This window comes from Paraburkholderia sp. GAS82, from assembly GCF_050436285.1.
Taxonomy (GTDB): domain Bacteria; phylum Pseudomonadota; class Gammaproteobacteria; order Burkholderiales; family Burkholderiaceae; genus Paraburkholderia; species Paraburkholderia phenazinium_B.
In genome coordinates this window covers 267,800-290,910 of the sequence record NZ_JBNDLX010000012.1, presented here as the reverse complement: position 1 = coordinate 290,910, position 23,111 = coordinate 267,800, and the positions used below count along the sequence as shown (strand labels likewise).

Annotated in this window: 18 protein-coding genes and 3 pseudogenes; 11 read left to right on the top strand and 10 right to left on the bottom strand. The window is 56.0% G+C overall.

Features of this window, described 5'->3' with window-relative positions; genetic code table 11:
- Window positions 1-186 (bottom strand): hypothetical protein (locus P3T17_RS32010; protein ID WP_429410714.1); only part of this gene is annotated, 186 nt, incomplete at its 3' end.
- 1,510 nt (window positions 187-1,696) lie between these two features.
- Between P3T17_RS32010 and P3T17_RS32005 the strand changes: the two are divergent.
- A pseudogene (locus tag P3T17_RS32005) lies at window positions 1,697-1,856 on the top strand (IS3 family transposase); the annotation flags it as partial.
- A 156-nt stretch (window positions 1,857-2,012) separates the two neighbouring features.
- On the opposite strand, the gene P3T17_RS32000 reads toward P3T17_RS32005, so the two are convergent.
- On the bottom strand, window positions 2,013-2,726 hold the full coding sequence (locus tag P3T17_RS32000) for a GntR family transcriptional regulator (RefSeq protein WP_074267492.1): 714 nt from the start codon (window positions 2,724-2,726) through the stop codon (window positions 2,013-2,015).
- Between the two features lie 662 nt (window positions 2,727-3,388).
- Between P3T17_RS32000 and P3T17_RS31995 the strand changes: the two genes are divergently transcribed.
- The gene (locus P3T17_RS31995; protein ID WP_074296386.1) at window positions 3,389-3,721 is read left to right on the top strand and encodes an antibiotic biosynthesis monooxygenase family protein; all 333 of its coding nucleotides are present in this window, start codon (window positions 3,389-3,391) and stop codon (window positions 3,719-3,721) included.
- A 229-nt stretch (window positions 3,722-3,950) separates the two neighbouring features.
- Here the strand turns inward: P3T17_RS31995 and P3T17_RS31990 are convergent.
- From P3T17_RS31990 to P3T17_RS31970, 5 genes and pseudogenes are all read right to left on the bottom strand, one after another.
- Window positions 3,951-4,229 (bottom strand): annotated as a pseudogene (locus P3T17_RS31990) (transposase); the annotation flags it as partial.
- A gap of 196 nt (window positions 4,230-4,425) precedes the next feature.
- Window positions 4,426-5,481, bottom strand: a complete 1,056-nt coding sequence (locus P3T17_RS31985) for a porin (protein ID WP_074267489.1) — start codon at window positions 5,479-5,481, stop codon at window positions 4,426-4,428.
- A gap of 280 nt (window positions 5,482-5,761) precedes the next feature.
- Window positions 5,762-7,060, bottom strand: a complete 1,299-nt coding sequence (locus P3T17_RS31980) for an MFS transporter (protein WP_074267488.1) — start codon at window positions 7,058-7,060, stop codon at window positions 5,762-5,764.
- Window positions 7,061-7,151: 91 nt separating this feature from the next.
- A complete protein-coding gene (locus tag P3T17_RS31975; protein WP_217272835.1) occupies window positions 7,152-7,616 on the bottom strand; it encodes a cupin domain-containing protein in 465 nt (154 codons plus the stop codon).
- A gap of 108 nt (window positions 7,617-7,724) precedes the next feature.
- A complete protein-coding gene (locus tag P3T17_RS31970) occupies window positions 7,725-8,501 on the bottom strand; it encodes a fumarylacetoacetate hydrolase family protein (protein ID WP_253190080.1) in 777 nt (258 codons plus the stop codon).
- Window positions 8,502-8,662: 161 nt separating this feature from the next.
- On the opposite strand from P3T17_RS31970, the gene P3T17_RS31965 reads away from it, so the two are divergent.
- The gene (locus tag P3T17_RS31965) at window positions 8,663-8,938 is read left to right on the top strand and encodes a hypothetical protein (RefSeq protein WP_429410712.1); all 276 of its coding nucleotides are present in this window, start codon (window positions 8,663-8,665) and stop codon (window positions 8,936-8,938) included.
- A gap of 63 nt (window positions 8,939-9,001) precedes the next feature.
- Window positions 9,002-9,319 (top strand): hypothetical protein, encoded by a 318-nt coding sequence (locus P3T17_RS31960; RefSeq protein ID WP_429410710.1) that lies wholly within the window; start codon window positions 9,002-9,004, stop codon window positions 9,317-9,319.
- A 151-nt stretch (window positions 9,320-9,470) separates the two neighbouring features.
- On the opposite strand, the gene P3T17_RS31955 is transcribed toward P3T17_RS31960, so the two are convergent.
- Window positions 9,471-9,935, bottom strand: a complete 465-nt coding sequence (locus P3T17_RS31955) for a (2Fe-2S)-binding protein (RefSeq protein ID WP_074267483.1) — start codon at window positions 9,933-9,935, stop codon at window positions 9,471-9,473.
- A 417-nt stretch (window positions 9,936-10,352) separates the two neighbouring features.
- Between P3T17_RS31955 and P3T17_RS31950 the strand changes: the two genes are divergently transcribed.
- The 7 genes and pseudogenes from P3T17_RS31950 to P3T17_RS31920 all read left to right on the top strand — a co-directional run bounded on the left by P3T17_RS31950 (window position 10,353) and on the right by P3T17_RS31920 (window position 19,984).
- Window positions 10,353-12,614, top strand: a complete 2,262-nt coding sequence (locus tag P3T17_RS31950) for a xanthine dehydrogenase family protein molybdopterin-binding subunit (RefSeq protein ID WP_083611621.1) — start codon at window positions 10,353-10,355, stop codon at window positions 12,612-12,614.
- 40 nt (window positions 12,615-12,654) lie between these two features.
- Entirely contained in the window at window positions 12,655-13,968 is a 1,314-nt protein-coding gene (locus P3T17_RS31945) for a c-type cytochrome (protein WP_074267482.1), read from the top strand.
- 74 nt (window positions 13,969-14,042) lie between these two features.
- Window positions 14,043-15,326, top strand: a complete 1,284-nt coding sequence (locus tag P3T17_RS31940) for an alpha/beta hydrolase (protein WP_083611620.1) — start codon at window positions 14,043-14,045, stop codon at window positions 15,324-15,326.
- A 64-nt stretch (window positions 15,327-15,390) separates the two neighbouring features.
- Window positions 15,391-15,998 (top strand): annotated as a pseudogene (locus P3T17_RS31935) (IS5 family transposase); the annotation flags it as partial.
- A gap of 79 nt (window positions 15,999-16,077) precedes the next feature.
- The gene (locus P3T17_RS31930; RefSeq protein ID WP_074267480.1) at window positions 16,078-16,815 is read left to right on the top strand and encodes a gluconate 2-dehydrogenase subunit 3 family protein; all 738 of its coding nucleotides are present in this window, start codon (window positions 16,078-16,080) and stop codon (window positions 16,813-16,815) included.
- Window position 16,816: 1 nt separating this feature from the next.
- On the top strand, window positions 16,817-18,598 hold the full coding sequence (locus P3T17_RS31925; RefSeq protein ID WP_074267479.1) for a GMC family oxidoreductase: 1,782 nt from the start codon (window positions 16,817-16,819) through the stop codon (window positions 18,596-18,598).
- 9 nt (window positions 18,599-18,607) lie between these two features.
- Complete coding sequence (locus P3T17_RS31920; protein ID WP_074267478.1) at window positions 18,608-19,984, top strand: cytochrome c; 1,377 nt, start codon at window positions 18,608-18,610, stop codon at window positions 19,982-19,984.
- 1,463 nt (window positions 19,985-21,447) lie between these two features.
- On the opposite strand, the gene P3T17_RS31915 is transcribed toward P3T17_RS31920, so the two are convergent.
- Window positions 21,448-22,134: a hypothetical protein gene (locus tag P3T17_RS31915; protein ID WP_429410708.1), complete on the bottom strand. Its 687-nt coding sequence runs from the start codon at window positions 22,132-22,134 to the stop codon at window positions 21,448-21,450.
- A 340-nt stretch (window positions 22,135-22,474) separates the two neighbouring features.
- On the bottom strand, window positions 22,475-23,095 hold the full coding sequence (locus P3T17_RS31910) for a nucleoside/nucleotide kinase family protein (RefSeq protein WP_429410706.1): 621 nt from the start codon (window positions 23,093-23,095) through the stop codon (window positions 22,475-22,477).
- Window positions 23,096-23,111: the final 16 nt, after the last annotated feature.

The following is a 23,111-nucleotide window of genomic DNA, read 5'->3' as shown; positions in this document are numbered from 1 at the left end:
AGTCTGGCGGTATGAGGCTTCAGTCAACACAGACAGGACCGGCAGAATCTGCTCGGTCCAAAAATTATAGATGCCCATCGTCGGTTTGCAAGAATCCGCGCAGAACGTATGGCAGCGAATCTTTGATGTTTGGATGCCGATAGCGCTGTCTTCAGTGAGTAACAAGCGGTTGATCGATTGCTTCACCGGTTACAGGTATGACATGTTCAGACGAACAGCTGACGTGCCGCCCATGCGGGATTTTCGAGCCGTCAGACGAACTACCGGTAGGTCTGGTGCATTGATGAACTTATCGTTTGCGGTGACCTACCAGGACAGCTCTCTTCAGCACAGCACCCAGTAAAAGATGGCATAAGCCATTTTGTGAGGACTCCGTGTGGCTTGTATTCCGATCCCCTTAAGTCAGATCTATGAACGACGATGGTGGCAGCGCAAACCGATTGCGGTAACAAGAGGGACCGCCGCCAGAAGAGGATTTCGCATTGGACTGCCAGCTAACAATATGATGATATCGACAAAAACACGTACCGATTCCGATGGATGATGGCGCGACGGGTATAGCTGGTATAACTGAACACTTCCCTCTCCCCATGTGCGCCCACCACCATAGGGGTGGCCGGACAAACAACTCCGTTGATTTCCGCGTAGACGAAAGGGGGGCGCTCACGCTCATGCCGCTCAGATACGAAACATCGCTCAGCGTCGCAATCGTGCTGCCGAAATCCTGCTGCAGTTGCGCCAGAGATGACGAGCCCGCGCTCGAACCTCGGTTCACCACAAGCATTGGCGTCGTGGTCGTCACCTCCATTGCGTAGCGGATCGAGCCGGCGGACATCGCGGAGGTGTCCCCCGTAAGCGTATGCCCAACGCCGCCAATGACATCATTGGCAACGCTACCGACTGGCTGTCCGGAAATGTCGGTCGAAGTCAATGTAGCCTGCAGCACTCCCGGTGATCCACCAAGGCCGAACATGAAACCGTTCACGCTTTGTGCCGCTAACTGCATGTCGTTGCCTGGATACAGCGTTCTGAAGGCCGCGGAACTCGTCACCAACGACATCTGTGTCAAGGTTGCGACGTACTGACCAATAGCCGCGCTGGTCTGTTCGTTGAATACCGTTCTGCTAACACTGGCGAGGGACAGTTAACTTCGCTAAAGCGCCCGAGAATAGCCGTTGCAGCTACACAGTGTTGCTCGAGGACAGCCTCTGGTTCGCACTCCTTGTGAGTCTGGAGACGGACCGGTCACCAGCCAATGACGACGCTTTCGTCGCCTTCACGCAAGCCCTCCAGACAAGCACTACTTAATATCTCATCAACCGGGGTAAGCGACGACGCGAACTCTCGCGATACAGTTTCCCCGAAAGCCGCCGTCGGCATTTCAAACGCTTGACCGCTTTCCCACGCGGGCTGTTCCCCCCGGCGACTCGGTGTGTAGGTTGTACCGGGTCTTACCCACGGCATGACGGTCGCGGCCAAGGAGGCGGCTGTGTTGCGCGAGGTGCTCAAGGCGCACGCTTCGAATTACGACCCACTCGACGGCGTCATCGTGGATACAAGGTGTCCATCATGCTTGAAGAATTGGGCGTACCTTACGATCTCGCCGCAAGCGTCGAACCTTATAATGCGCTAAACCTTTGACCTGCGAGATGTCGATCAAAACCTGCTTGCGCGCAGACGGAAAATGAGGTCATCAAACGAATGCTCTCCCGATAATGCGGCCTGCGAAGGTCTCTTTGGTCTGCTCAAGACGCAACTGTTCTATCCTCGTGACTGACGGCTACGACCGTTGATCAATTCATCGAAGGTAGTTGGCTCTTATCCAGTAGTACGACGCAAAGTGTATCGAGATCTAACTCGGTTCTCTCAGCCCACTTGAATACCGCGAGAGTCTTGAAATCACGGCGTAAGCCACTCCAGGATTTTAGCCGTCCTGCGTCACGATTCCTTGCAAATCAACAAGTTACGCTCTGCTTGGGCAGGAGCAACCGAGACACCGGCCAGCCGATGGATTAGCTATTTTCGCGAACGATTTGAGCCGTCAGCAAAACGTGTTGCTGGATAAGGCGAACAGCCTCTTCAACGTTTCTCGCGAGCGCCGCGTCCACCATGAGCTTGTGTTCATTTTCGCGCGGCAATACCACGGCATGCCGTGACAAATTACGGTATCGTTCGGCGTGGTCGAAAAGATGCATGCACGCGTCGATCATCCATTCTGACCCACATCCGGAAAACAGCGCCTTGTGAAATTCGCGGTGGGGACGGTCATATAGCGGGTTTACGACTCGAGGGTTCTCTGAACTATACCGATGGACTTTGGAAAGTCGATGATAGCTGAGAAGGACGCGCTCTTCCCATTCGTCGTCACCCCGCAGCACGGCTTCGCGCATGGCAACTTCCGATGTCCAGGCTCGCGCCTGCGCCAGATCCATAAGGCTTTTGGTACTGACGGGTGCTACCGCGAACCCCTTCTGATTTGAATAAACCACCAGCGCTTCGGCTGCCAGTCGACTAAGCGCCTCGCGGATAGGAATGGGGCCGCAGCCATATCGCTTGCTGATATCGTTCAGGCGCAGCTTGAATCCGGGAGGCAGTCCACAGGAAATAATGTCCACGCGAAGCCGCTCATATATGGCTCCAGCGGCGGTCTGCAGACCGAGACTTCCCGGTGTCCTAGCTTCGGCGTCGGCATTTTTGGAGCGATGGTTTTCGACAACTTCCTTCATATGTAACGTAGAACCCAGCGAGCGTCAGCTGACTATTTTTACACAGCAGCTCTTTATATACAAATTGATTTGTGAAGTCAGATATATATACTTTGTGGCGCAAGCTGTTTCCAAGAACCATGTAGAAACCGGACGGCCTGTTGGTCCCCATCGTCCCGAGTCGCTCGGACCAGAAAACTGCGACCTGGGGGCTAGTTCGGCGTAGCTGACGGCGAAAGCGTGAAGACTAAAGATCATCGCCTCCGTCGAGTCGCCCATGGGCTACCTGGTCAGCAAGTGCGTTGTAAGGAAACGGCAGATGTGCTGGATACGGTGTAGTACGTGCCAGCTACTTCAAACTCTCGTGCAGGTTCTGAACGGTGACTTGCTCGACATGTTCGAACGATGGTTTGCGAGGAACACGGCACCGGCGCAGGCGAACCCGAGGGAGGTCGCATAAAACTCCCCCTACGTCCTCCTGCTCTCCCAACAAGGGCGCCTGTAGTGGCCGTTCCTGACGAGGAGATTGAAGGAAAGAGTTAGAGGCGAATCGGGACTGCTGATCGACCACGTAAGGAGCACCGGGTCGAACAAGTCCAACATTCCATTTGCGAAAAAAGCGGATAAAGCGAAGCCTGTAGGCCCATGTTGAGAGTTCACTATCGCCTGTTGAAAAACTGATCATGACTACAATCTCTAAACATAACCAGCTTATTACGTTGATCAACGTATTCACCGTCGAGCCGTCCCGGCAACAGGAACTCCTCGATTTGCTTGACCGTGCAACCCAGATCGTGCGCCTGGAGCCCGGATTCATCTCATCAAGCCTTCACCGGGGCATAGATGGCAACAAGGTCACCATGTACGCGCAGTGGCGAAGTGTTGAGGCCTATCGGGCGATGCGTGAGAATCCCACCCCTTTAAGCTACTTTGAGCAGGCAGCAGCATTCACGGAATTCGAGACCGCAGTGTACGAGGTCGTCGAAACATATTCCCCCCCAGCCGGAGAGGCGTAGGGCGATCGGCGCACGAACGTGGGTAGAGAGAAGCTTCGTCGCCATAGCGTGTAGAAGTGACTTACAGAAATAGGCCCAATGCCCCTTCGGGGACGCGCGAAGCGGACCGGGGCGAAACTCGTTGTCGTCCGCGGGGGCCAGCTGACGAGCTTTGTTCTCATTTATTTGTCGCTGTGGTAAGTCTGCGATAAGTGCACCCCGTCACCGCACCGCGTTCGCACTACTGCTCCTGCGCCACGCGCAACACCGAGTGCGGATCGTTCACCATCTCCTCGAAACAGTCGGCAGTCAACCAGCGTTGCGTCTTCTGATAGACCCGTTCCCACGGCGCAAAGCTGATAGACAGCATTTGCGCGCCGGCTCGCACCCTCCAGCGCAGCGCGTCGAACACCACGCACAATTCGTATCGGCGTGGCGGCGCGCCTTCGTTCATCTGTGTCGGGCACGGAGCAACAAAACTCCATTTCTCATTCGAAACATGCGTTGGGTATCGCTTGCGACCTGGCATCCCGCCAGGTTACCAGGTCTGGCCAAGAATGTTCAACCCGCTTCAGGTATCCCGGTGTAAGGGCCGAGATGGCCTGCGCCTCTGCATTAACGCCGAAAGCAGGCGTATACGACCATACGTAACTCGTATCGCTGAACCGCGTGAGGTTCGCATAGCCGATATTGTTCAGCAGTGGCGCCCATCCGCCGCCGAGCCACTAAAAAAAGTGACGCATCCCGATATTTACACCGTACGTAGTCCCCGGTATTTCGGTAAGAATATCTTTGTACGTCAACGACAGGCCGGTGTCCATTGCTCCGTGGTTGTCGACACGTCCGAATTGCAAATAGACGGACGTGCGTCTCGAGAGGAAGTAGGTTGTACCCACCGCTGCCAATAGTGAGTGATTGGCGGTATCGTTGCGGTCACTAGTTACCCAAACGCCGCCGTTCAATTCAAGATCCGATCGGGCAAAGTAATCGACTCCCCCACCATAAACGTTCGAGTTAAATGCACCGGCCACCTTGTAATTGGTGAACGACACCTTGGTGGTCAGTGCCCCAAACCTGTACGCTACGCCTAGCATGCGACCCGTGAATTCTATATCGGTGGGAATAGGCGTGACCGCACCACCTGCATTGCTATCGTAGATCGCGGCGTCAACCATGAACGAGCCGTTGTCATATTTGAGGCCGCCCGACCACTGCCGTCCCGCTGAAAAATCACCGGCGACGCCGCCCGGAGCAAACATCACAGTGCCTGTGAGGCCAGCCAGGTTTGGGGTGGTGTACAACACAGCATTAGAGCTGATCATGCTTGTAAAGCGGACGTTGTTGTCATACGGCAAAATGGAGCTGCCAAACGTCGAGTGCCGTGGATCCAGATCGACCGCGGCTTGAAAGAATGGCGAGTGTTGTACGCCGAGCCTGATTTTGCCGAAATTGCCCTCGAGTCCGATCCATGCCTGGCGCCCCAGGAAATAGCCGTTCGAACTGACAATGCCTCCAGTGACCGTGCTGATCCCGCTTTCAAGATCAAATTCGGCCTTCATGCCGCCACCAAGATCCTCGCTCCCTCTCAGTCCGAAAACCGAAGGACCGAGGCCTCCATTATCAATCGCGAACGTAGGGCCGGCATTTTTCCCTGTCGAACCTGGGGTCCTGTTTGCATACAGGAACCCTGCGTCGAGCATGCCATAGAGCGTGACGCTACTTTGCGCGTGCGCGACACCAATTGGCACAAGAATCGCATTGACCACAACACACTTCCACATCGAGCGAAAAGATGATCTCACCCTGTCTCCTGCATAGTTAGTACTATTAATTTATTAAATTTATATTTTTTTCATTGCACTCAACACTTCATTCGGGCAAGTCGCTGCGCCGGTTAAGTTCATGCCGATCTGGTATGGCGGTCGCTTGATACGGGTAAGAACATCGTCATTTTCGTAACGCTTTACGCCGCTATGCTGCCTGGCCGGCGAACGTACGCCTGTAGCTCAGGTGCAGGCTGCCGGCGCCAGCAGGAGCACCTCCCCAACCTGTTCGGAAGAATCAGGCTTTCCGGATTCGAAGCATGACAAGGGCGCCCATGAAGGACGCGATTGCGAGCAGAAATAACCCATACTCTGGCCGCCCGCTTATCTCGCGCAGCCAGCCAATGCCAAAAGGGAAAACGTATCCACCCGCATTTCCTATCATCGAAATCATGCCGATACCGGCGGCGGCAGCCGTGCCCGACAGGATGCTCCCAGGCACGACGAACAGCACCGCATTCGCGCTGATCAAGCCAGCCGCAGCAAGCGTCAGACCGATCAGCGACAGCACCGGAATATGTGCAAACGCGCCGCTGAGCAGGAGGCCACTCGATCCGATTATGGCCGTGCAGGCTACGTGCCATCGTCGCTCGTTTACGCGGTCTGAATGCCGGCCGACAAAGATCATCGTCAACGCCGCGAAACCGAATGGGATGGCAGTTATCAGACCTGTGTGGAGCAAGCTGGCAACTCCGAGTTCGCGAATAATTTGCGGCAACCAGAAAGCAAGTCCGTAGATGCCGCCGATCTGAGTAAAATTCACGCAAGCCAGAGCCCAAACATCTAGATCCCTAAAGGCGTGCCCAAGTTTGTGGCCCATGCCAAGAGCATCCCGCGCAGCGCGCTCCTGAACTAGCGTGTCGATGACACGTTCTCGTTCGTTAGCCGTCAGCCATCGCGCTTTCGCCGGACCGTCATCAAGAAAGAAAATCGTTGCGATGCCAGCCATGACAGCTGGGATTCCCTCGATCAGAAACAACCATTGCCAGCCATGCAGGCCACCCTGTCTGTCTAATGTCTGCATCAACCATCCGGAGAAAGGACCTCCGATTACGCCAGCGAGTGCGATGCCCAGGAGAAAATAACTGATCGCCTGAGAGCGCTGACGAGTGGGAAACCAATATGTCAGGTACAGAATGATCCCTGGGAAAAAGCCTGCCTCCGCAACGCCAAGCAACACTCGCATCACATAAAATTCCACTGGCGATGTAACGAACATCATGCCTGCGGACACCAGCCCCCAGAGGAGCATGATTCGTGCAATCCATATTCGCGCGCCCACACGCGCGAGAATAAGATTGCTCGGGATTTCACAGATACAGTAAGCGACAAAGAAAACGCCAGCGCCAAAACCGTAGGCAGCATCGCTTAGTCCAATGTCGGAGGCCATACGCAGTTTTGCAAAACCGATGTTGACCCGATCCAGAAACGAGATCACGTATAGCAGGATCATGAATGGCAGTAACCGGCTGGCTATCTTGTTATATAGTCGCCACTCTGATTCATCGCCGAACCCTGCACGCGCTAAAAGATTCACTGTCTCCTCCACTGCTTCTTATAATCGCGTGCGCAAGCACGCGCTGACTTTGCACGCCGCGAGCGGCGCCAAGAGTCACAGGATCATGCTGTCATCCAATGGCATTGAGCGATTTCGCGCCGACGCTGTACGGCTCGGCATCAATCAGTACAAAAGCGATCACGCACGGCTCGGTACCCCGGTTTATCCAATCGTGAATCGTGCCGCGTTGAACCAGCACATCGCCGGCCTTCAGGTGAACCTCGACGCCATCCACATCCATATCGATCTCTCCAGATATCACCACGGCGTAGTCGATCGAGTCCGTACGATGGTTTCGCGGTTTGACACCCGGTGCATATTCGATGACGCGGAACACCGTACCGTTGGAATGACTGGTTGCTACCTTGCGTTTGGCACCGTCGAAGTCGTCGTTGTTATCGATCGGGAAGCCTTCGGTAGTCCAGATGACGGTAGCCTGTGCCCCTTCGCGCAACGAAGCGACATTTTTCACAAGCTCGTCGATGGCGACAACTGCTTTTCCGTTGGCATCGTGACCGGTCACAACGCGGCGCACAGAGAGTGTCATAGCTGCTCTTCTCGTATATTAGGTAAGGTGATTTTCACATTCGCGACTGCAACGACGATGGGGCACACGTGTTGTGGGCGACCAGATCGTGGACCGTCAAGCGGCGGTGGCGATGAGATTACGCAACAGCCCCAGCCCCGCAACCTCTGTTTCCAGAACATCTCCAGGCTTCATAAATTCCGGAGGCGTACGGGCATGTCCCACGCCCGGTGGCGTACCGGTAGCAATCACATCGCCCGGTTCAAGCGTAAGTCCATGAGATAGCTCCGCAATGATCCTCGGAATCTTGAAGTACATGTGACGTGTGTTCGACGTCTGCTTGCTCTCACCGTTCACTCGACTGGAGAGATCGAGACTCTCAGGATCGATCTCATCTGCGCTGGTAATCCAGGGGCCCATGGGGCAGGTTCCATCGATGCTCTTTCCCTTGAACCATTGCTGCCCATGCCGACGTTGAACGTCGCGCCACGTCACGTCATTGAGTACCGTATAGCCGAAGACATACTCCATCGCGTTAGCTTCCGGGATGTCGCGGCCCGCGCGACCAACGACTACAGCGAGCTCGACTTCCCAGTCCAACTGGGCCGACAAACCGCCGAAGAAGGGTATCGGGTCAAACGGCCCAATCACCGTTGTCGGAGCCTTGGTAAAAAATGTCGGAAACGCAGGCATTTCTTTCACGTGCGGACGGATCTTTGCGCCTTCCTCGAAATGATCCTGGTAGTTCCAGCCGACACAAAAGATGTTCTTACGAGGCCGTGGAATAGGCGCGTTCACCTGCACGTCGGCAAGCAAAAAATCCGTCGAGGCATGGTTGACAATAGTCCGGATCACATCCAATCCTGGTTGACCCGCTGAGATGACCGAAATCATGTCCCTCGAGTCGAAAGGCGTCTCGAGACCCAATTCAGCGGCCGACCTTCCGATGTCGACCACGCGCCTGTCGGCGTCTCGTAGTGCTCCGACGCGGCTCGCCTGGTCTCCGGTGGTCGCAAAAGTAAGGAGTCGCATTGATATCTCTGTAAAAGTAAAATTTGAACCTATTTAGCTATGATACATATATTTTCAACAAATCATATATTTTTTTGGTCGGCACATTGCCTGCATGTCGGAAAACGGTCACCTTGATGCCAGACCATGCGGCGACAATCGCCGACATGAGGCACATCCGGTTTCCGCCTGATACGATCAGCCGCGCGGTGCGGCCGTACTACCGCTTGCTGCCGAGCCTGCACATGGTCGAAGAACTGCTGGCCGCGCGGCATCCCACCCATGTACGAGACCAAGCGAAGTCGGTCGGTAAAGTTTGACCTGGACATTGCTCGACGTATCCGGCCCGCCGCACCGACACGAGGAGACGAAGTGGCACCTGGATGGAAGTCGTCACGATCAATGTCAGGAGGCACCGGTTGTGGCGCACGGTGGACCTGCATGGCGCCATGTTCGACGTGCTGATGCCGAGGTGGAGCGACCAACTCGGCCAGGCGCCTTATGCGCGAGCTGCTCAGGAAGCACGGGCGCACATCGCGGGTGTTGATCCCGCTTCAGATCAACGCGTCGCCAGCAACGTTTTCGCTTCGGTGCATGATCAGGTCACAAACCTCTTTCGGCATTGCATTGCCATTACCACACCGACGCAAAGCAAAAGCAGACGCTCCGAGGCGAGGTCTTCGAGGCGAAGGAACGCTTGACGGGAGCGCCGATGCTGGGGCAATTGGCTCATTAAATAGGCATCCTCAAGCGCGGCGTGCCAAGGGCGTGCCGTTCGACAACTTGACACCACCTCTCTGCCTCATCGACAAAAATCGCGCTCAATCCGATGGAGCGCCCCTGAGAGGCTAGCTAGGATTTGCGCAGTGCGGCCGCGGCTGCGTGAATAGCCTCTCGAATCTGAATGTAGGTTCCACAACGACAAATGTTGCCGTTCATCGCATGGTCGATATCCTGATCAGAAGGTCGGGTGTTTTTCATTAGCAATGCCATCGCGCTCATCATTTGTCCCGACTGGCAGTATCCGCATTGCGGTACTTCATGCTCGAGCCATGCCTTCTGAATTTCCCTGCCGATAACGCTCGCGCCCATCGCCTCCACCGTTGTGATCTCGTTGTCCTCAACTGCCGAAACGGGAATGCAGCAGGAACGAACTGCCTCTCCGTTCAGATGTATGGTGCAAGCTCCGCATAACCCAAGTCCGCAGCCAAAACGCGTTCCCGTCATGTCGAGCTCGTCACGAAGCACCCAAAGAACCGGGGTTTCAGGCGAGGCCGTTACCGGTTGTGTTCGTCCGTTGATCCTAAGCTTGTGCATAAAATTTTTGCCACGCTATCTGGTGAAAACGACGGGATGGTTGAATGCTCAGCTTCAAACCCGTGGAACCGACGATGCGCAAACACGGTTTGCGAACAGTCGATCAGTCAAGCACTCATTCAGGCTAAGACGTAGCCTGCTCCTTCTCCTTAGCCCATCCATCCGACTCGTCGCAAGGAACCTGCGACTGCGACTTCGTTTCATGCGCCTACAAACCGCAACTGAACGGTGTTGCGAGCCAATCGGACCAGAACGGCAGGGCGCAAAGCTCCTTGTGGGCGGAGTCCTTCTCTCGTGACCAGCGGAACATCAGAGCTACCGCGCGCGTCGCGTTTACAGCAATCTTAGGCCAATAATATATATTTTTCAATAAAACAAAATTTGATATATGATTCGTACATTGCGCGGGGGAACTTGATGGAGTTCGAATGGCGGCCGGGCAGAGTGGCGAAGTTGTGCAGCGACATGAGGGAAGCCGGCAAAGGGACCGATATGAACAACAAGGGCGAAGGTATTTCGCGGCGGGGCTTTATCTTTGGAATCAGTGCTGCGGTTGGCGGTCTTGTCCTTACAGGCTTGCCTTCGCTCGCGGAGAGTACAGGGGTGGTGCAATCGCCATTGCTCACAAATGCCCCTGGCTCAGAGGTAGGGATCTGGGTTGTGATAGACGGCGAGACCACGACGATTCGTGTTGCGCGATCGGAGATGGGTCAAGGGAATTTCACGGCGTTACCGATGCTGGTAGCTGAAGAACTCGACTGTGACTGGAGTCATGTGACGGCCGAATATGTGTTGCCCGAAGCAAACCTTGCGCATGGTCACGCATGGGGCGACATGATGACTGCATCAAGCGCGTCCATCCGTATGTCTCACCTCTATCTGCGTAAGGCGGGTGCTCAGGCGCGTCATATGTTAGTGGACGAAGCCGCGGCGCGTTGGAAAGTCAGCGCGTTGGAGTGCACGGCACGCGACAGTGTCGTAACTCACGCTGCTAGTGGGCGTTCATTGACCTACGGGGAACTCGCGGAAAACGCAGCGCGGCGTCCTGTTCCACAAGAAGTGACGCTAAAAGACCCGAACCTATGGCGACTGATCGGGACACCGGTGAAACGGCTGGACCTCGAAGACAAAGTATTGGCGAAACCGATCTTCGCGACCGACGTGCGTCTTCCCGACATGCTTTACGCAACGGTTACGGCATGCCCAACTCTCGGCGGACGACTCAAAGATTTCGACGCGTCAAAGACGTTGGTCATGCCTGGCGTACGTCATGTGGTGCCGGTTGGGGATACAGCCGTCGCCATAGTCGCCGACTCGTGGTGGCAGGCCCACCATGCGCTTGATACGTTGTTGGTCCGATGGGACGCTGGCCCTGCTGCGGCGCTATCCAACGAATCCATCCGTGAGATTTTCCTGAAGGGTCTTGACGATCCGCATCCTGCAGTTGCCCAAAGGATCGGCAACGTGGACGAGGTCCTCGCAAATGCTACCAATGTAATACACGCCGATTATGAGGTTCCATATCTCGCACACACCACGATGGAGCCCCAAACCTGCACTGCTCACGTAACTCCCGAATTCGCCGAAGTTTGGGCGCCTACCCAGAATGGCGATGGGACGCTGCAAGTCGTAGCACACACACTCAAGATTGATCCGTCCCGCGTCAAGATTCACAAATGCCATCTTGGCGGCGGATTCGGGCGCCGCGGAGTATCTCAAGATTGGGCTCAACAGGCAGTCTTGATTGCCAGGGCTGTAGGTAAACCGGTGAAAATGCTATGGACCCGGGAAGAAGATGTCAGGCATGACTACTACCGCCCCATGTCCATTGCCCGACATGTAGCAGGATTCGACAGGAATGGAAAACTTCTCGCATGGAAAGTGCGGCTGTCGTGTACGTCTATTCTGGCCAACCTTATGCCCTCTCGGCTGAGGCATGGACAGGACTTCGACATGATGGGGGCATTTCTACCGGGTGACATGAGCTACCACATCCCCAATTTTGAAGTCGGCTACGCAATGCGGCAGTTGCCGATCCCAGTGGGCTTTTGGCGAGGTGTCAATCATAGTCAGAACGGATTTTTTAGAGAGTCCTTCGTTGATGAGATGGCGCATGCAAGTGGCCAGGATCCCTACGCTTTCCGGCGTGAGTTACTCGCGCATAGCCCGCGCTCGCTTGCCGTTGTGGATGAGGTAGCGACTCGCGCTCAGTGGGGGCACACTAAAGCCGGCACATACCAGGGAATGGCACTCGTCGAATGCTACGACTCAGTCTGCGCTCACGTCGTCGACCTATCGATCGATGACGAAGGACGGGTGAAAGTACATCGCGTCGTATGTGCGCTTGATTGCGGATATGTCGTGAACCCAAGCATCGTCAAAAAGCAACTACAGGGCGCCGTCGCATATGCGCTTAGTGCTGTGCTTTGGGGTCAGGTAACGATCAAAAATGGCGAGGTACAGCAGTCTAACTTCCACGACTATCCGGCGCTTCGGATCAGCGAGATGCCCGTGGTCGAAACCTATCTCATCCCAAGTGGCAACAAGTACATTGATCGCTGGGGAGGTGTTGGCGAGCCGGGTACGCCACCCGTCGCACCTGCCGTCGTTAATGCGATTTTCGCCGCAACCGGTAAGCGTATTCGACTGTTGCCGCTTGCCGGCCAAAAGCTGGTGTAGACGCTGCTCTCCTGGCTTCCTTTCGAAGCGAAATTCATCGATGAAGACTGCAATCTCAAGCAACCCGACGCGCATACGTAGATGGTTCGCGCTTGCGTCAATCCTGGCGATGGTGCTAACGGCAAGTCTACCAAGCCGGGCGGCTACGCCTGCGGATCGTTTGGTCGCTCGGGGCGGCTATCTGGCAAAAATCGGCGATTGCGCAGCATGCCACACGGTTCGAGGCGGTGCGGATTTTGTCGGCGGGCTGCCCATGCAAATGCCCGTCGGCACGATCTACACGACCAATATCACGCCCGACCCCGACACGGGAATCGGCCGATACACGCGGGACGATTTCGAGCGTGCGTTACGACACGGAGTCGCTAGAGATCATAACTTGTATCCGGCAATGCCGTATCCATCCTTTTCCAAGATCAGCGATGAGGATGTGGACGCGCTGTATGCCTATTTTATGAAGGGTGTGAAACCCATAAAACAGCGCAATCGACAATCGGATATTCCTTGGCCGCTTGATATGCGCTGGCCACTCAAGCTGTGGAACCTCCTTTTTCTTGACGATACGGTCTATCGGGCAAAGCCGAACAAAGACCCCATCTGGAACCGGGGTGCTTATCTTGTTCAGGGCCTCGCGCATTGCGGCGCTTGTCATACGCCGCGAGGCATGGCGATGCAAGAACTAGCGCTCGACGAGAAGAGTCAGACTTTCCTTTCCGGCGCATCTCTCGACGGATGGTTTGCATCGAATCTGACCGGTGATAACAATGCGGGACTCGGTAGATGGACGGAAAATGATCTGCACATGTTTCTGAAAACTGGAGCGAACGTTCATGCTTCCGCGTATGGTCCAATGACGGATGTCGTCAACAATAGTACTCAGTATTTGTCCGACGAAGACCAAGTCGCGATAGCACGGTATCTCCGTTCGTTGGTTCCGTCACACGCGGGTGACGTCAACGAGAGAGAGCCGTATCGATACGACGGTCAGATAACCTCCACCTTGGTCGCAGGAACGCCGTTACCGAACGGCGCACACGTCTACTTGACCTATTGTGCCAACTGCCACGGGGTTGATGGCCGAGGACGTGCACCCTTCATCGCTCCCCTGGCAGGAAACCCGGATGTGTTGGGCACTAATCCATTGTCGCTTATTAACGTGACGATCAATGGCGCCGCGAATCTTGTAGTCGGCGGCGTGCCCGCGGCCTATCCCATGCCCAGGTTCAGGCTAGGCCTCACGAACCAGGATATCGCCGACGTGTTGAGTTTTGTACGAAGCGGCTGGAATAACCGCGCTCCAGAAATCAAAGCACAGGATGTTGCGAAGGTGAGAGCCAGTACGAGCGGCAAGTGATAGGTGGATACACATTTTTTGAGCAAGCATCAAATACAACTAGATCTACTTTCTTGACGACCAAAGAGGGAATCATGCGCCACCCTGTCGATCACACTTTTTCTTCGAAGACGCGGCAGACTTTGCGGAACGATAGCAACAGAAAACATCGTCGCGTACATGGAGGCGGCACATTAATCGTGGTGTTGACCGCTCTAGCACTGTCGCATAACGCCGTGGCTCAAGAGTCACAGGACAAATGGCAAACGCGTTCCTGGCCTGAGCTTGCCGCCGAAACGCAGGCGCGTGCGGATCGAGGTGCCTATCCTTTGACTGGACTCAAGCCAGATGATGTTCGCGAAGCGCTCTCGCATATCCACTCCCTCGATCGCGACGAATGGGCTTCGGCCTGGATGGCGATTGGCGATCAATACGAACTGCGTGCAAAATCGGAGGAACCGACAGACTCTGGCGCCGCACGTGATGACTATCGGGCAGCATGGCTCAACTATTCGTTCGGTCGTTGGCCCTCCCCTAATTCGCCAGGCAAAGCGCAGTCGTATGCAAAAGCACAGGAAGCTTTCGCCAACTATGGGCGGCTTCTCAATCCACCGATCGAAACGATCAGCATTCCATTCGAAGGCAAGCAGATCGTTGCCTATCTGCAAAAACCGCCCGGTGTCACAAAGCCACCGATTGTCCTTGACCTCGGCGGCATGGATGAATGGAAGGACTCCGTCGCTGACCAGGGGCGCGGATTCCTGCAGGACGGCATTGCCGACGTCGCAGTCGACATGCCCGGCACTGGCGATGCACCTATGGCCCGCCCGGGAGCCGAGAGGGTCTATTCACGTCTGATCGACTATCTACTCACGCGAACCGACGTCGACGGTAGCCGCATCGTCGTACGCGGCACGAGTTGGGGCAGTTATTGGTCCGCGCGGCTCGCATTTGTTGAGGCGAATCGTCTAAAAGGTGCGGTGTATCAGAGTGGTCCGGTGGACAGTTATTTTCAGCGTGCATGGCAAGATAACTCTCTGCACACGAAGGAATACCTGTTTGATTTCGTTGCATCACGCTTATATGTTCTTGGGCAACCCTCGGTAGAAGCGCTCTTGAACTATATGCCGTCGATGTCGCTGAAGGCAGCCGGACTCCTGGGACAGCCGACGTCACCTATGCTTCTGATCGGTGGTGTACAGGACAGCCAAACGCCGTTCACCGATCTAATCGAGCTACTGCAGACCGGGACGCCAAAGGACGCATGGGTCAACCCAGAAGGCCGACACATGGGAGACTCTGGCAGTTGGACGCATAAAGCTATCTTCGACAAGGTTATCCGACCGTGGATACGGGCGCGTTTGATCGTTGGGCAATGATCCATTTCGCGCGTCTCGTGATTCAAAACTGATCAAACTATGGAGCCACCACTTGCCACTAGCGGAGATGCGTTTCGGCAGTGGCATGACGTGTTGGCGTCGACCGCGTGAATGGCAGGACAACGGCGTGTGGGCAGACTCGCATCGGGCGTTCCTTGTACGCCTGCGTGGATATGACGCGATTGACTGGAGTCGTGTGAGCATTTATAGGGCGAGCCGACCGGGCCAAACACGACCGACCGGAGCAAGCTAGGCAGCAAGCGGCATATTGCAGTAGACGCCCAGGGTATCCCGCTGGCCCCGGTGGTCACAGGCGCCAACCGGCACGACTCGACGGTGTTCGAAGCTGTACTCGATGCAATACCGCCCGTGTCGGGCGTGCCTGAGCGACCACGGCGGCGGCCGGACAAGGTCCATGCTGACAAGGGATACGACTATGCGCTCTGCCGGGAATCACTGCAACAACGAGGCATCACGGCACGCATTGCGCGTCGTGGTATCGAGAGCAGCGAAAGGCTCGGCCGTCATCGCTGGGTGGTCGAACGCACACATGCCTGGTTTGCCGGTTTCGGCAAACTGTGCATCCGTTTCGAACGGGCTCTCGATACTCATGTCGCGTTGCTCAATCTGGCTTGTGCTGTCGTCTGCTCAAGGTTGGTTGATCAGTTTTGTTGGCAACTCTTAACCAGATTACCAGAACACCTCATTGCGCCCCCCTCGATCACATGCTCAATCTCTTCGGAGAATCATAATGTCTCAAGAAAAAGAACCGCGCAGACGATTCTTGCGACAGATGTTCGCAATCGTACCGGCATCCGGCCTGGCCACAGGCGTCGCACTAACACAAACGGCCTGTTCCAAACCCCCACAGACGGGGAGTGCCAATGAACTGGGCGCTACCAGTCTCGGACTCTACGAACCAACCTATTTCACGAAAGAGGAATACACGTTCATTGAAGCGGCTGTCGATCACCTCATTCCATCGGATAAATTTGGTGCCGGCGCGCTTGAGTGTGACGTACCGGTCTTCATTGACCGCCAGATGGAAACGCCTTACGGGCACGGCAAGCTCTGGTATATGCAGGGACCGTTTCATCCGGATGAAAGCCCTGACATGGGCTACCAGATGAACCTGAACCCGCGCCAGATTTATCGCCACGGTGTTGCCGAGACCAACACGTACTGCGTGAAGCATCATGACAAGGTGTTTGTCGATTTGTCGAAGGGTCTTCAAGTCGAAGTCCTGAAAGCACTCGACGCCGGCACGCCGCAATTCGAATCTCTTCCCTCCAGGACCTTCTTTTCATATCTGTTGGCAAACACCAAGGAAGCTTATCTGGCCGATCCGATTTACGGTGGCAACAAGAACATGGGCGGTTGGAAAATGATCGGATTCCCGGGTGCCCGTGCGGATTTCATAGACTGGATCGACAAGCCAAACGTGAACTATCCGTACGGCCCGGTCTCGATCTCGGGAATGCGGGGATAACATGGCAATCCAAAAAGACAAGGTAGACGTCGTCCTGATCGGCTTTGGATGGACCGGGGCAATCATGGGAATCGAGTTGACGGCGGCCGGCCTTAACGTGCTGGCGCTCGAGCGCGGGGAGTTCCGCGATACACCGACGGACGCGGAATATCCGAAGGTCGCGGACGAACTGAAGTACTCCACACGCGGCGAGCTATTGCAGCACCTTGCCGACGAAACGGTGACCATTCGTCACGATATGACGAGGACAGCGGTGCCGTATCGTCAGCATGGCGCATTTCTGCTGGGAAATGGTGTCGGCGGTGCCGGCTTTCACTGGAACGGCATGATGTACCGCAACCTGCCGGAAGAACTCGAGATGCGCACGCGCTATACCGAGCGCTATGGCAAGAAATTCATTCCCGACAATATGTTGCTGCAAGATCATGGCGTGACTTACAAGGATCTCGAGCCGTTCTATGACTTTTCGGAAAAAGTCATGGCTGTTTCGGGTAGGGCCGGCAATATCAATGGCAAGCTAACTGGCGCCGAAGAAGGTAATCCGCTGGAGGGTCCACGAACCAACGAATTCCCGACAGCGCCGCTGCAAAAGCAATATAGCGGCATGTTGTTTGAAAAAGCCGCACGGGAAGTGGGTCTGCATCCGTACTCGGCACCGGCAGCGAATGCGTCCGCGCCATACACGAACCCCTATGGTGTGCGCATCGGACCGTGTAACTTTTGTGGTTTCTGCGATGGCTATGGCTGCTACATGTATTCGAAGGCATCGCCACAGACGACGATCATGCCGGTTCTGCTCAAGCGTGAGAACTTCGAGCTTCGGACCGAATCGCAGGTGATCAAGGTCAATATGGACTCCACGGGCACGAAGGCAACCGGGGTGACATATGTCGACCGGCAGGGGCGTGAGGTCGAGCAACCGGCGGACATGGTCATCCTGACAGCCTTTCAGATGCACAACGTGCGTCTGCTGCTGTTGTCCGGCATTGGTAAGCCGTATAACCCGTTGACGGGTGAAGGTGTGGTCGGCAAAAACTTCGCCTACCAGATGAACGGAAGCATTGGCATCCTGATGCCCAAGGGCACACATTTTAACCGCTTCGCGGCCGCGGGCGCAGGCGCTGTCGGCTTGGACGACTTCAATGGCGACCAGTTCGACCACGGGCCGCTCGGCTTCATAGGGGGGGCGAGCATTCGAAGTTTGAGCTCGGGCGGCCGACCGATCGGCCAGGCCCCGACGGTACCGGGGACGCCGTCATGGGGCTCGGGTTGGAAAGAGGGTGTCCAGGATGCATATCAGCGGTATATGAATATCGCGATCGCTGGCTCGGTCATGTCTTACAAGGACGCTTATCTCGATCTGGATCCGACCTATCGCGACAAGTTCGGTAAGCCATTGCTGCGCATGACGTTCGATTGGCATGACAACGAGTATGACATGCTGGGTTTCATGGGCGACCAGATGGAAAAGCTGGCCAATGTGATGGGCGGTGACAGGGTAGTTCGTGGCATCCGCAAGAAGGGAAAGCATTTCGATGTGCGCGAGTATCAAAGCACACACCTGACTGGCGGCGCCATCATGGGTACCAATCCGAAGGACAGCGTGGTCAACACGTATGGCCAAACCTGGGGTGTGTCGAACGTTTTCGTGATGGGCGCCTGTCTGTTTCCGCAGAACATGGGGTACAACCCGACAGGGCTGGTAACGGCAATCGCTTACCGTTCCGTGAAAGCGATCCGCGAACAGTACCTGAAGAACCCCGGCCCGCTGGTGCAGGCTTAGGCACGCACGATGACTAAATATACGAAGCGCGTGCTGCCGGCGCTGGCGTCGGTTGTCATGTCATCGCTCGCGCTTGGACTAGCGGCATTATCCACGACTGTGCGCGCGCAGGATGCAACTAGCGCGGATATGACCCAATTGATAAGGCAGGGGGCCTACCTCGCGCAAATCGGTGACTGTGTCGCCTGCCATACCGCGAAGGATGGAAAGCCGTTCGCTGGTGGCCTGCCGATGAGCATATCGATCGGCACGATCTGGTCGTCGAACATCACGCCCGACAAAGACACCGGGATTGGCAGTTACACCCTTGACGACTTTGATCGAGCGGTTCGCCACGGGATAGCGAAGAATGGCGAGACACTGTATCCGGCGATGCCTTATCCGTCGTATGCGAAGGTCAAGCCATCAAACATCAAGGCGCTCTATGCGTACTTTATGCACGGCGTGCAACCGGTCTCGCAGGCGAACAAGACCACGGACATCATGTGGCCGATGTCAATGCGATGGCCGCTGTCGGTCTGGCGTAAGCTGTATGCACCAGACGTGGTAACTGACGACACACCTGTAAGCGCTACTGATCCGGTGCTCCGTGGCCGGTATCTGGTGGAAGGTCTGGCGCATTGCTCCGCGTGTCACACGCCCCGTAAGGTGACGATGCAGGAAGCATCGCTGAGCGACGATGGATCGACGTTCCTGTCAGGTACGGTGATCGACGGTTATCTCGCAGAGAATCTGCGCGGAGACGTGAAGGACGGCCTCGGCAATTGGAGCGAGGGGGATATTGTCGCGTTCCTGAAGAGTGGCCGTAACGAGCACTCCGCTGCCTTTGGCGGCATGGCCGAGGTCGTACAGGACAGTACCCAATTCATGATGGACAGCGATCTCATGTCGATCGCCACGTATCTGAAAACGTTGGGACCGGCGCATCCGGACCAGACGTCGCTCACGTACGATAGCGCCACGGAGAAGATGTTCCACGACGGGAGCGCCAGCAGTAACGGCGCGATCCAGTTCCTGAATAATTGCGCAGCCTGCCACCGGACTACTGGCAACGGTTGGAATGGGACTTTCCCGCGACTGGCGTTGAGCACCACGGTCAACACGAAAGATCCGTCGTCGCTGATTCGTATCGTGTTGTCCGGGGCCCAGATGCCTTGGACGGCATCCGCGCCGACGCACTATGCGATGCCTGGCTTCGCTGATCGGCTAAGCGATCAGGATCTGGCGGATGTGTTGACGTTTGTGCGTAGTAGCTGGGGGAACACGGCACCTGCCGTTACATCGGAAATGGTGGCCGCCGTGCGCAAGAGCCTTCCCGAGAAGGCGCCGGCCACGGATCTTCAGACACGTCTCATCAACGGGATTTGTCGCAGTAAGACTCGATGAGTAGAGTCGAATCGATATGCAAAGTATTGCTTACGTTGCGAGTTCGTAGAATCGATCGGCGACGGGCGGATGATAAGCTCGAGCATGTTTCATCTGTCCTTTGCCGAACATATGCATCAGTTCGATGCCACTGTGATCGTCGATTAGCGCAACCCGTCAAGACGGGTTCCCGAGCCGCTTATGGTTCGTCTGCCATCATGCACAAGGATCGCTTCTACCAACGCGCCTTCCTGTCCTAGCACCGAGCTTACGGCTCATGGTTATGGACGCGATCGTTAAAGGTCGGAATCACGCAACTGATATCTGGTGACGACACGGCGCGCCTCCTCATCGCCACCATCGACGGACGTAAGCGGAGCCGGAACGACACCAACACAAGCATCTAGATCGAACGGAACATCCGTCGCCAAAGTGCTCAACAAGGTCCGTATCTTATGGCGTTGTGTCGAATAGTGCTCCTCGGCAATTTCTGCGAAGCTGGCGTCGAGCGTCGAACAGATGTCCAACCGACAGGGCATAACGGCAAGAAAACTAGCTTTCAGGCGCGGGGATTTCTACTTGACCGAGAAACTGATTCGCCTGCGCAAAATCTCTGCACGAAGACGAGGCCTAACTCGGAGGGAATTCGGGCGCCGCGGGAAGACGGCGCACGGGTACTGGGGCCGCCGCAAACTAGTTCGAGTCAGCGCAGGAGTCGGACGCCCTTTCTTATGACGAATCTGCTATCGGTGACACGCCGACTTGAGGGACTGCTAAGCGGGGCGGTGGTGCTATCGGTAAATTTGTCTCGCCCCCCCAATTTAAGGTATGCGCAAGAGGCACTACAGCGATCGAAATACGCCCCAACTGACTGCTCGCGAACCGATTACTCCTGCTAATGCTGCATGGCAACACAGTTTTGAGACGTGCAGTAGGCTCTGCTGTATCTGAAATATCCAGAAGCGTTTGCTGCAGACTTTGTTGTGCTCCAATATCTGCATCAAAGAAAAAGCGATTCGAGAGCTTTCCCTTAGAAGTTTCTATCCAATCTCGGACCGCGCTTGAGACTCGCTCCGCTCCCTACCTTCAGCCTCTTACGGAAATATCCAACCCGCTCTGTGGACCCTCTTGGGTACACCACATTTTGATTAATAATCTGTTGGGCGGTTACCGTAGGCACGTGACGACCACGAAACGCTCAACATATGCTTCACCCCGCAATTCATTGACAAGAAATAACATTTAAAATCAATGCATTACATAAAAAATCAAACAATTTCAGCTTTTGCTTTATTTCTGCAAATAGTTGCGGGCTTTTGATTTATTCAGCGTCTGCTGCACCGATCCGCGTGCCCGATCTGACGTTCAACTTTTGGTTTATTTTTGATCAACTTTTGCTTAATTTGTCAGCGGGTGAAGGCAATAGACACCTTCTCCAGCACACAACCCCTTCAAGGGATAGTGACCGCATGCGCGGAGCGCTTTCACACCGAACGCGCTGACAGCCGGTAGCTGACCGTGCGCGACACACCGGCACGAAACGCGAGACCCGTTCGGCCCGCCAGCGGATGGTCGGCCGGAGGCATCACTACACGGCCAAGGTCGAAAAAGCTTTGGGCCGGTTCAACGCCCAATGCAACGTTTCGTCCGGACCATGGTTCGTATGCACGTCCGCCATTGCTAATCCAGAGCAACGCGTCCGGAAGTTCCTCGGGATTCCAGTCGAGCAGGACATCGGCCTGCTGAGTGGAATATCGCAAGACAAACGGCGGCCGACACCCTGCGATCTGTAACAGCTCCTCGGTCTTGTCCAGCAGTGGCAATCGCGTCACGTCCATAGGGCCGGTTGCTGTCGCGATCTCTTTCAGAGAAGCGAAGGCGTGGTTCGGCAAGCTCCGCGAAATGCCCGACTCCGGCGAGACCGGGTAGCTGTGAACCATTTGATACGGACATGCGAGTACCTCGACTCCCTCGTCCGGTATGGCGAATGTAGGGTGGAGAGCGAACGGCAAGACGACGTCTCTACGCGCGTGGACAGTCAGTGAGACGATAAGCGCCGGCGCTTCAGGGTCAACTTCAATGGTGCGCTCGAGGCTTTCGATTGCTTCCTCGGATGGGTAATCAATCCGCAGCGTGAGCCTGTCTGCAGTCTTCTCGACAAGGCGCCACATGTGATTCGCGCCGTATCCATGGTTCCACGTGTCAGTGGCATTCCGTGTCTCGAAGCCTGGAGGCAGACCGGGTGGTGCCGCAACCGTCCCAAACGGCAGGCACGGCCATTCGCCGCGCAATGCGCGCAGGAGACCTGGCCAGCGAGCGTCGTCACCCCATGGAGCCACGTACAGCGGCGAAACGCTGCGGCCCCCGCCCAGTTCAAATCGCACAGGAGCAAGCATTCCGCCAAGCGACTGCGCAGTCGCTTCGCCATGGGCCCATTTCAACGTCCAACGTTCCATTGAATCCATCGTCCCGTCTTTCCAGGTTAGCTAGCAGTCGGATTCCGCTGGCCTTCTACGACGGCCACCGAAACACCAGGTCGGCACGATCTCGCGTCGAATCGATCAATACTGCATTGGGCTCGTCGGTCTGCTGGACCCACTTTCGAGCAGCGTCTTCATCGCGACCAAACCTGATGTGGCGATCGACAAGCCGTTGCCTGCGCAACTCCGGATCGACGTCGACATACCAGGCCTCGTCGAGAAGTGGGCGAACCGCCTTCCAGTGCCCGCGCTCCAGTAGCAGATAGTTTCCCTCGGTGACAACGAGCGGCACGTTGGGGCTGACAGGAATGGCCCCGGCGATGGGCTCTTCGATCTCCCGCCGAAAAGCCGGCGCATAGACCGTCTCGCCATGGCGCGGTGCCCGCAGACGGCTCAGCAGCGCGACGTAACCCGCACTGTCGAAGGTATCTTCGGCGCCCTTGCGGGACGCGCGCCCTAGCCGTTCGAGTTCGACGTTCGCAAGGTGAAAACCATCCATCGGCACAACCACGGCCCGGCCAGGCAGCGCTTCAAGGATCTGCTCCGCCAGCGTTGATTTGCCGGCTCCGGGCGCGCCCACCAGGCCGAGGATACGGCGCTGACCATCGGCGACAAGCTGCTCCAGCCGGGCGAGAAAGGGGTTTTCGATCATCGATACAATCCAGAGT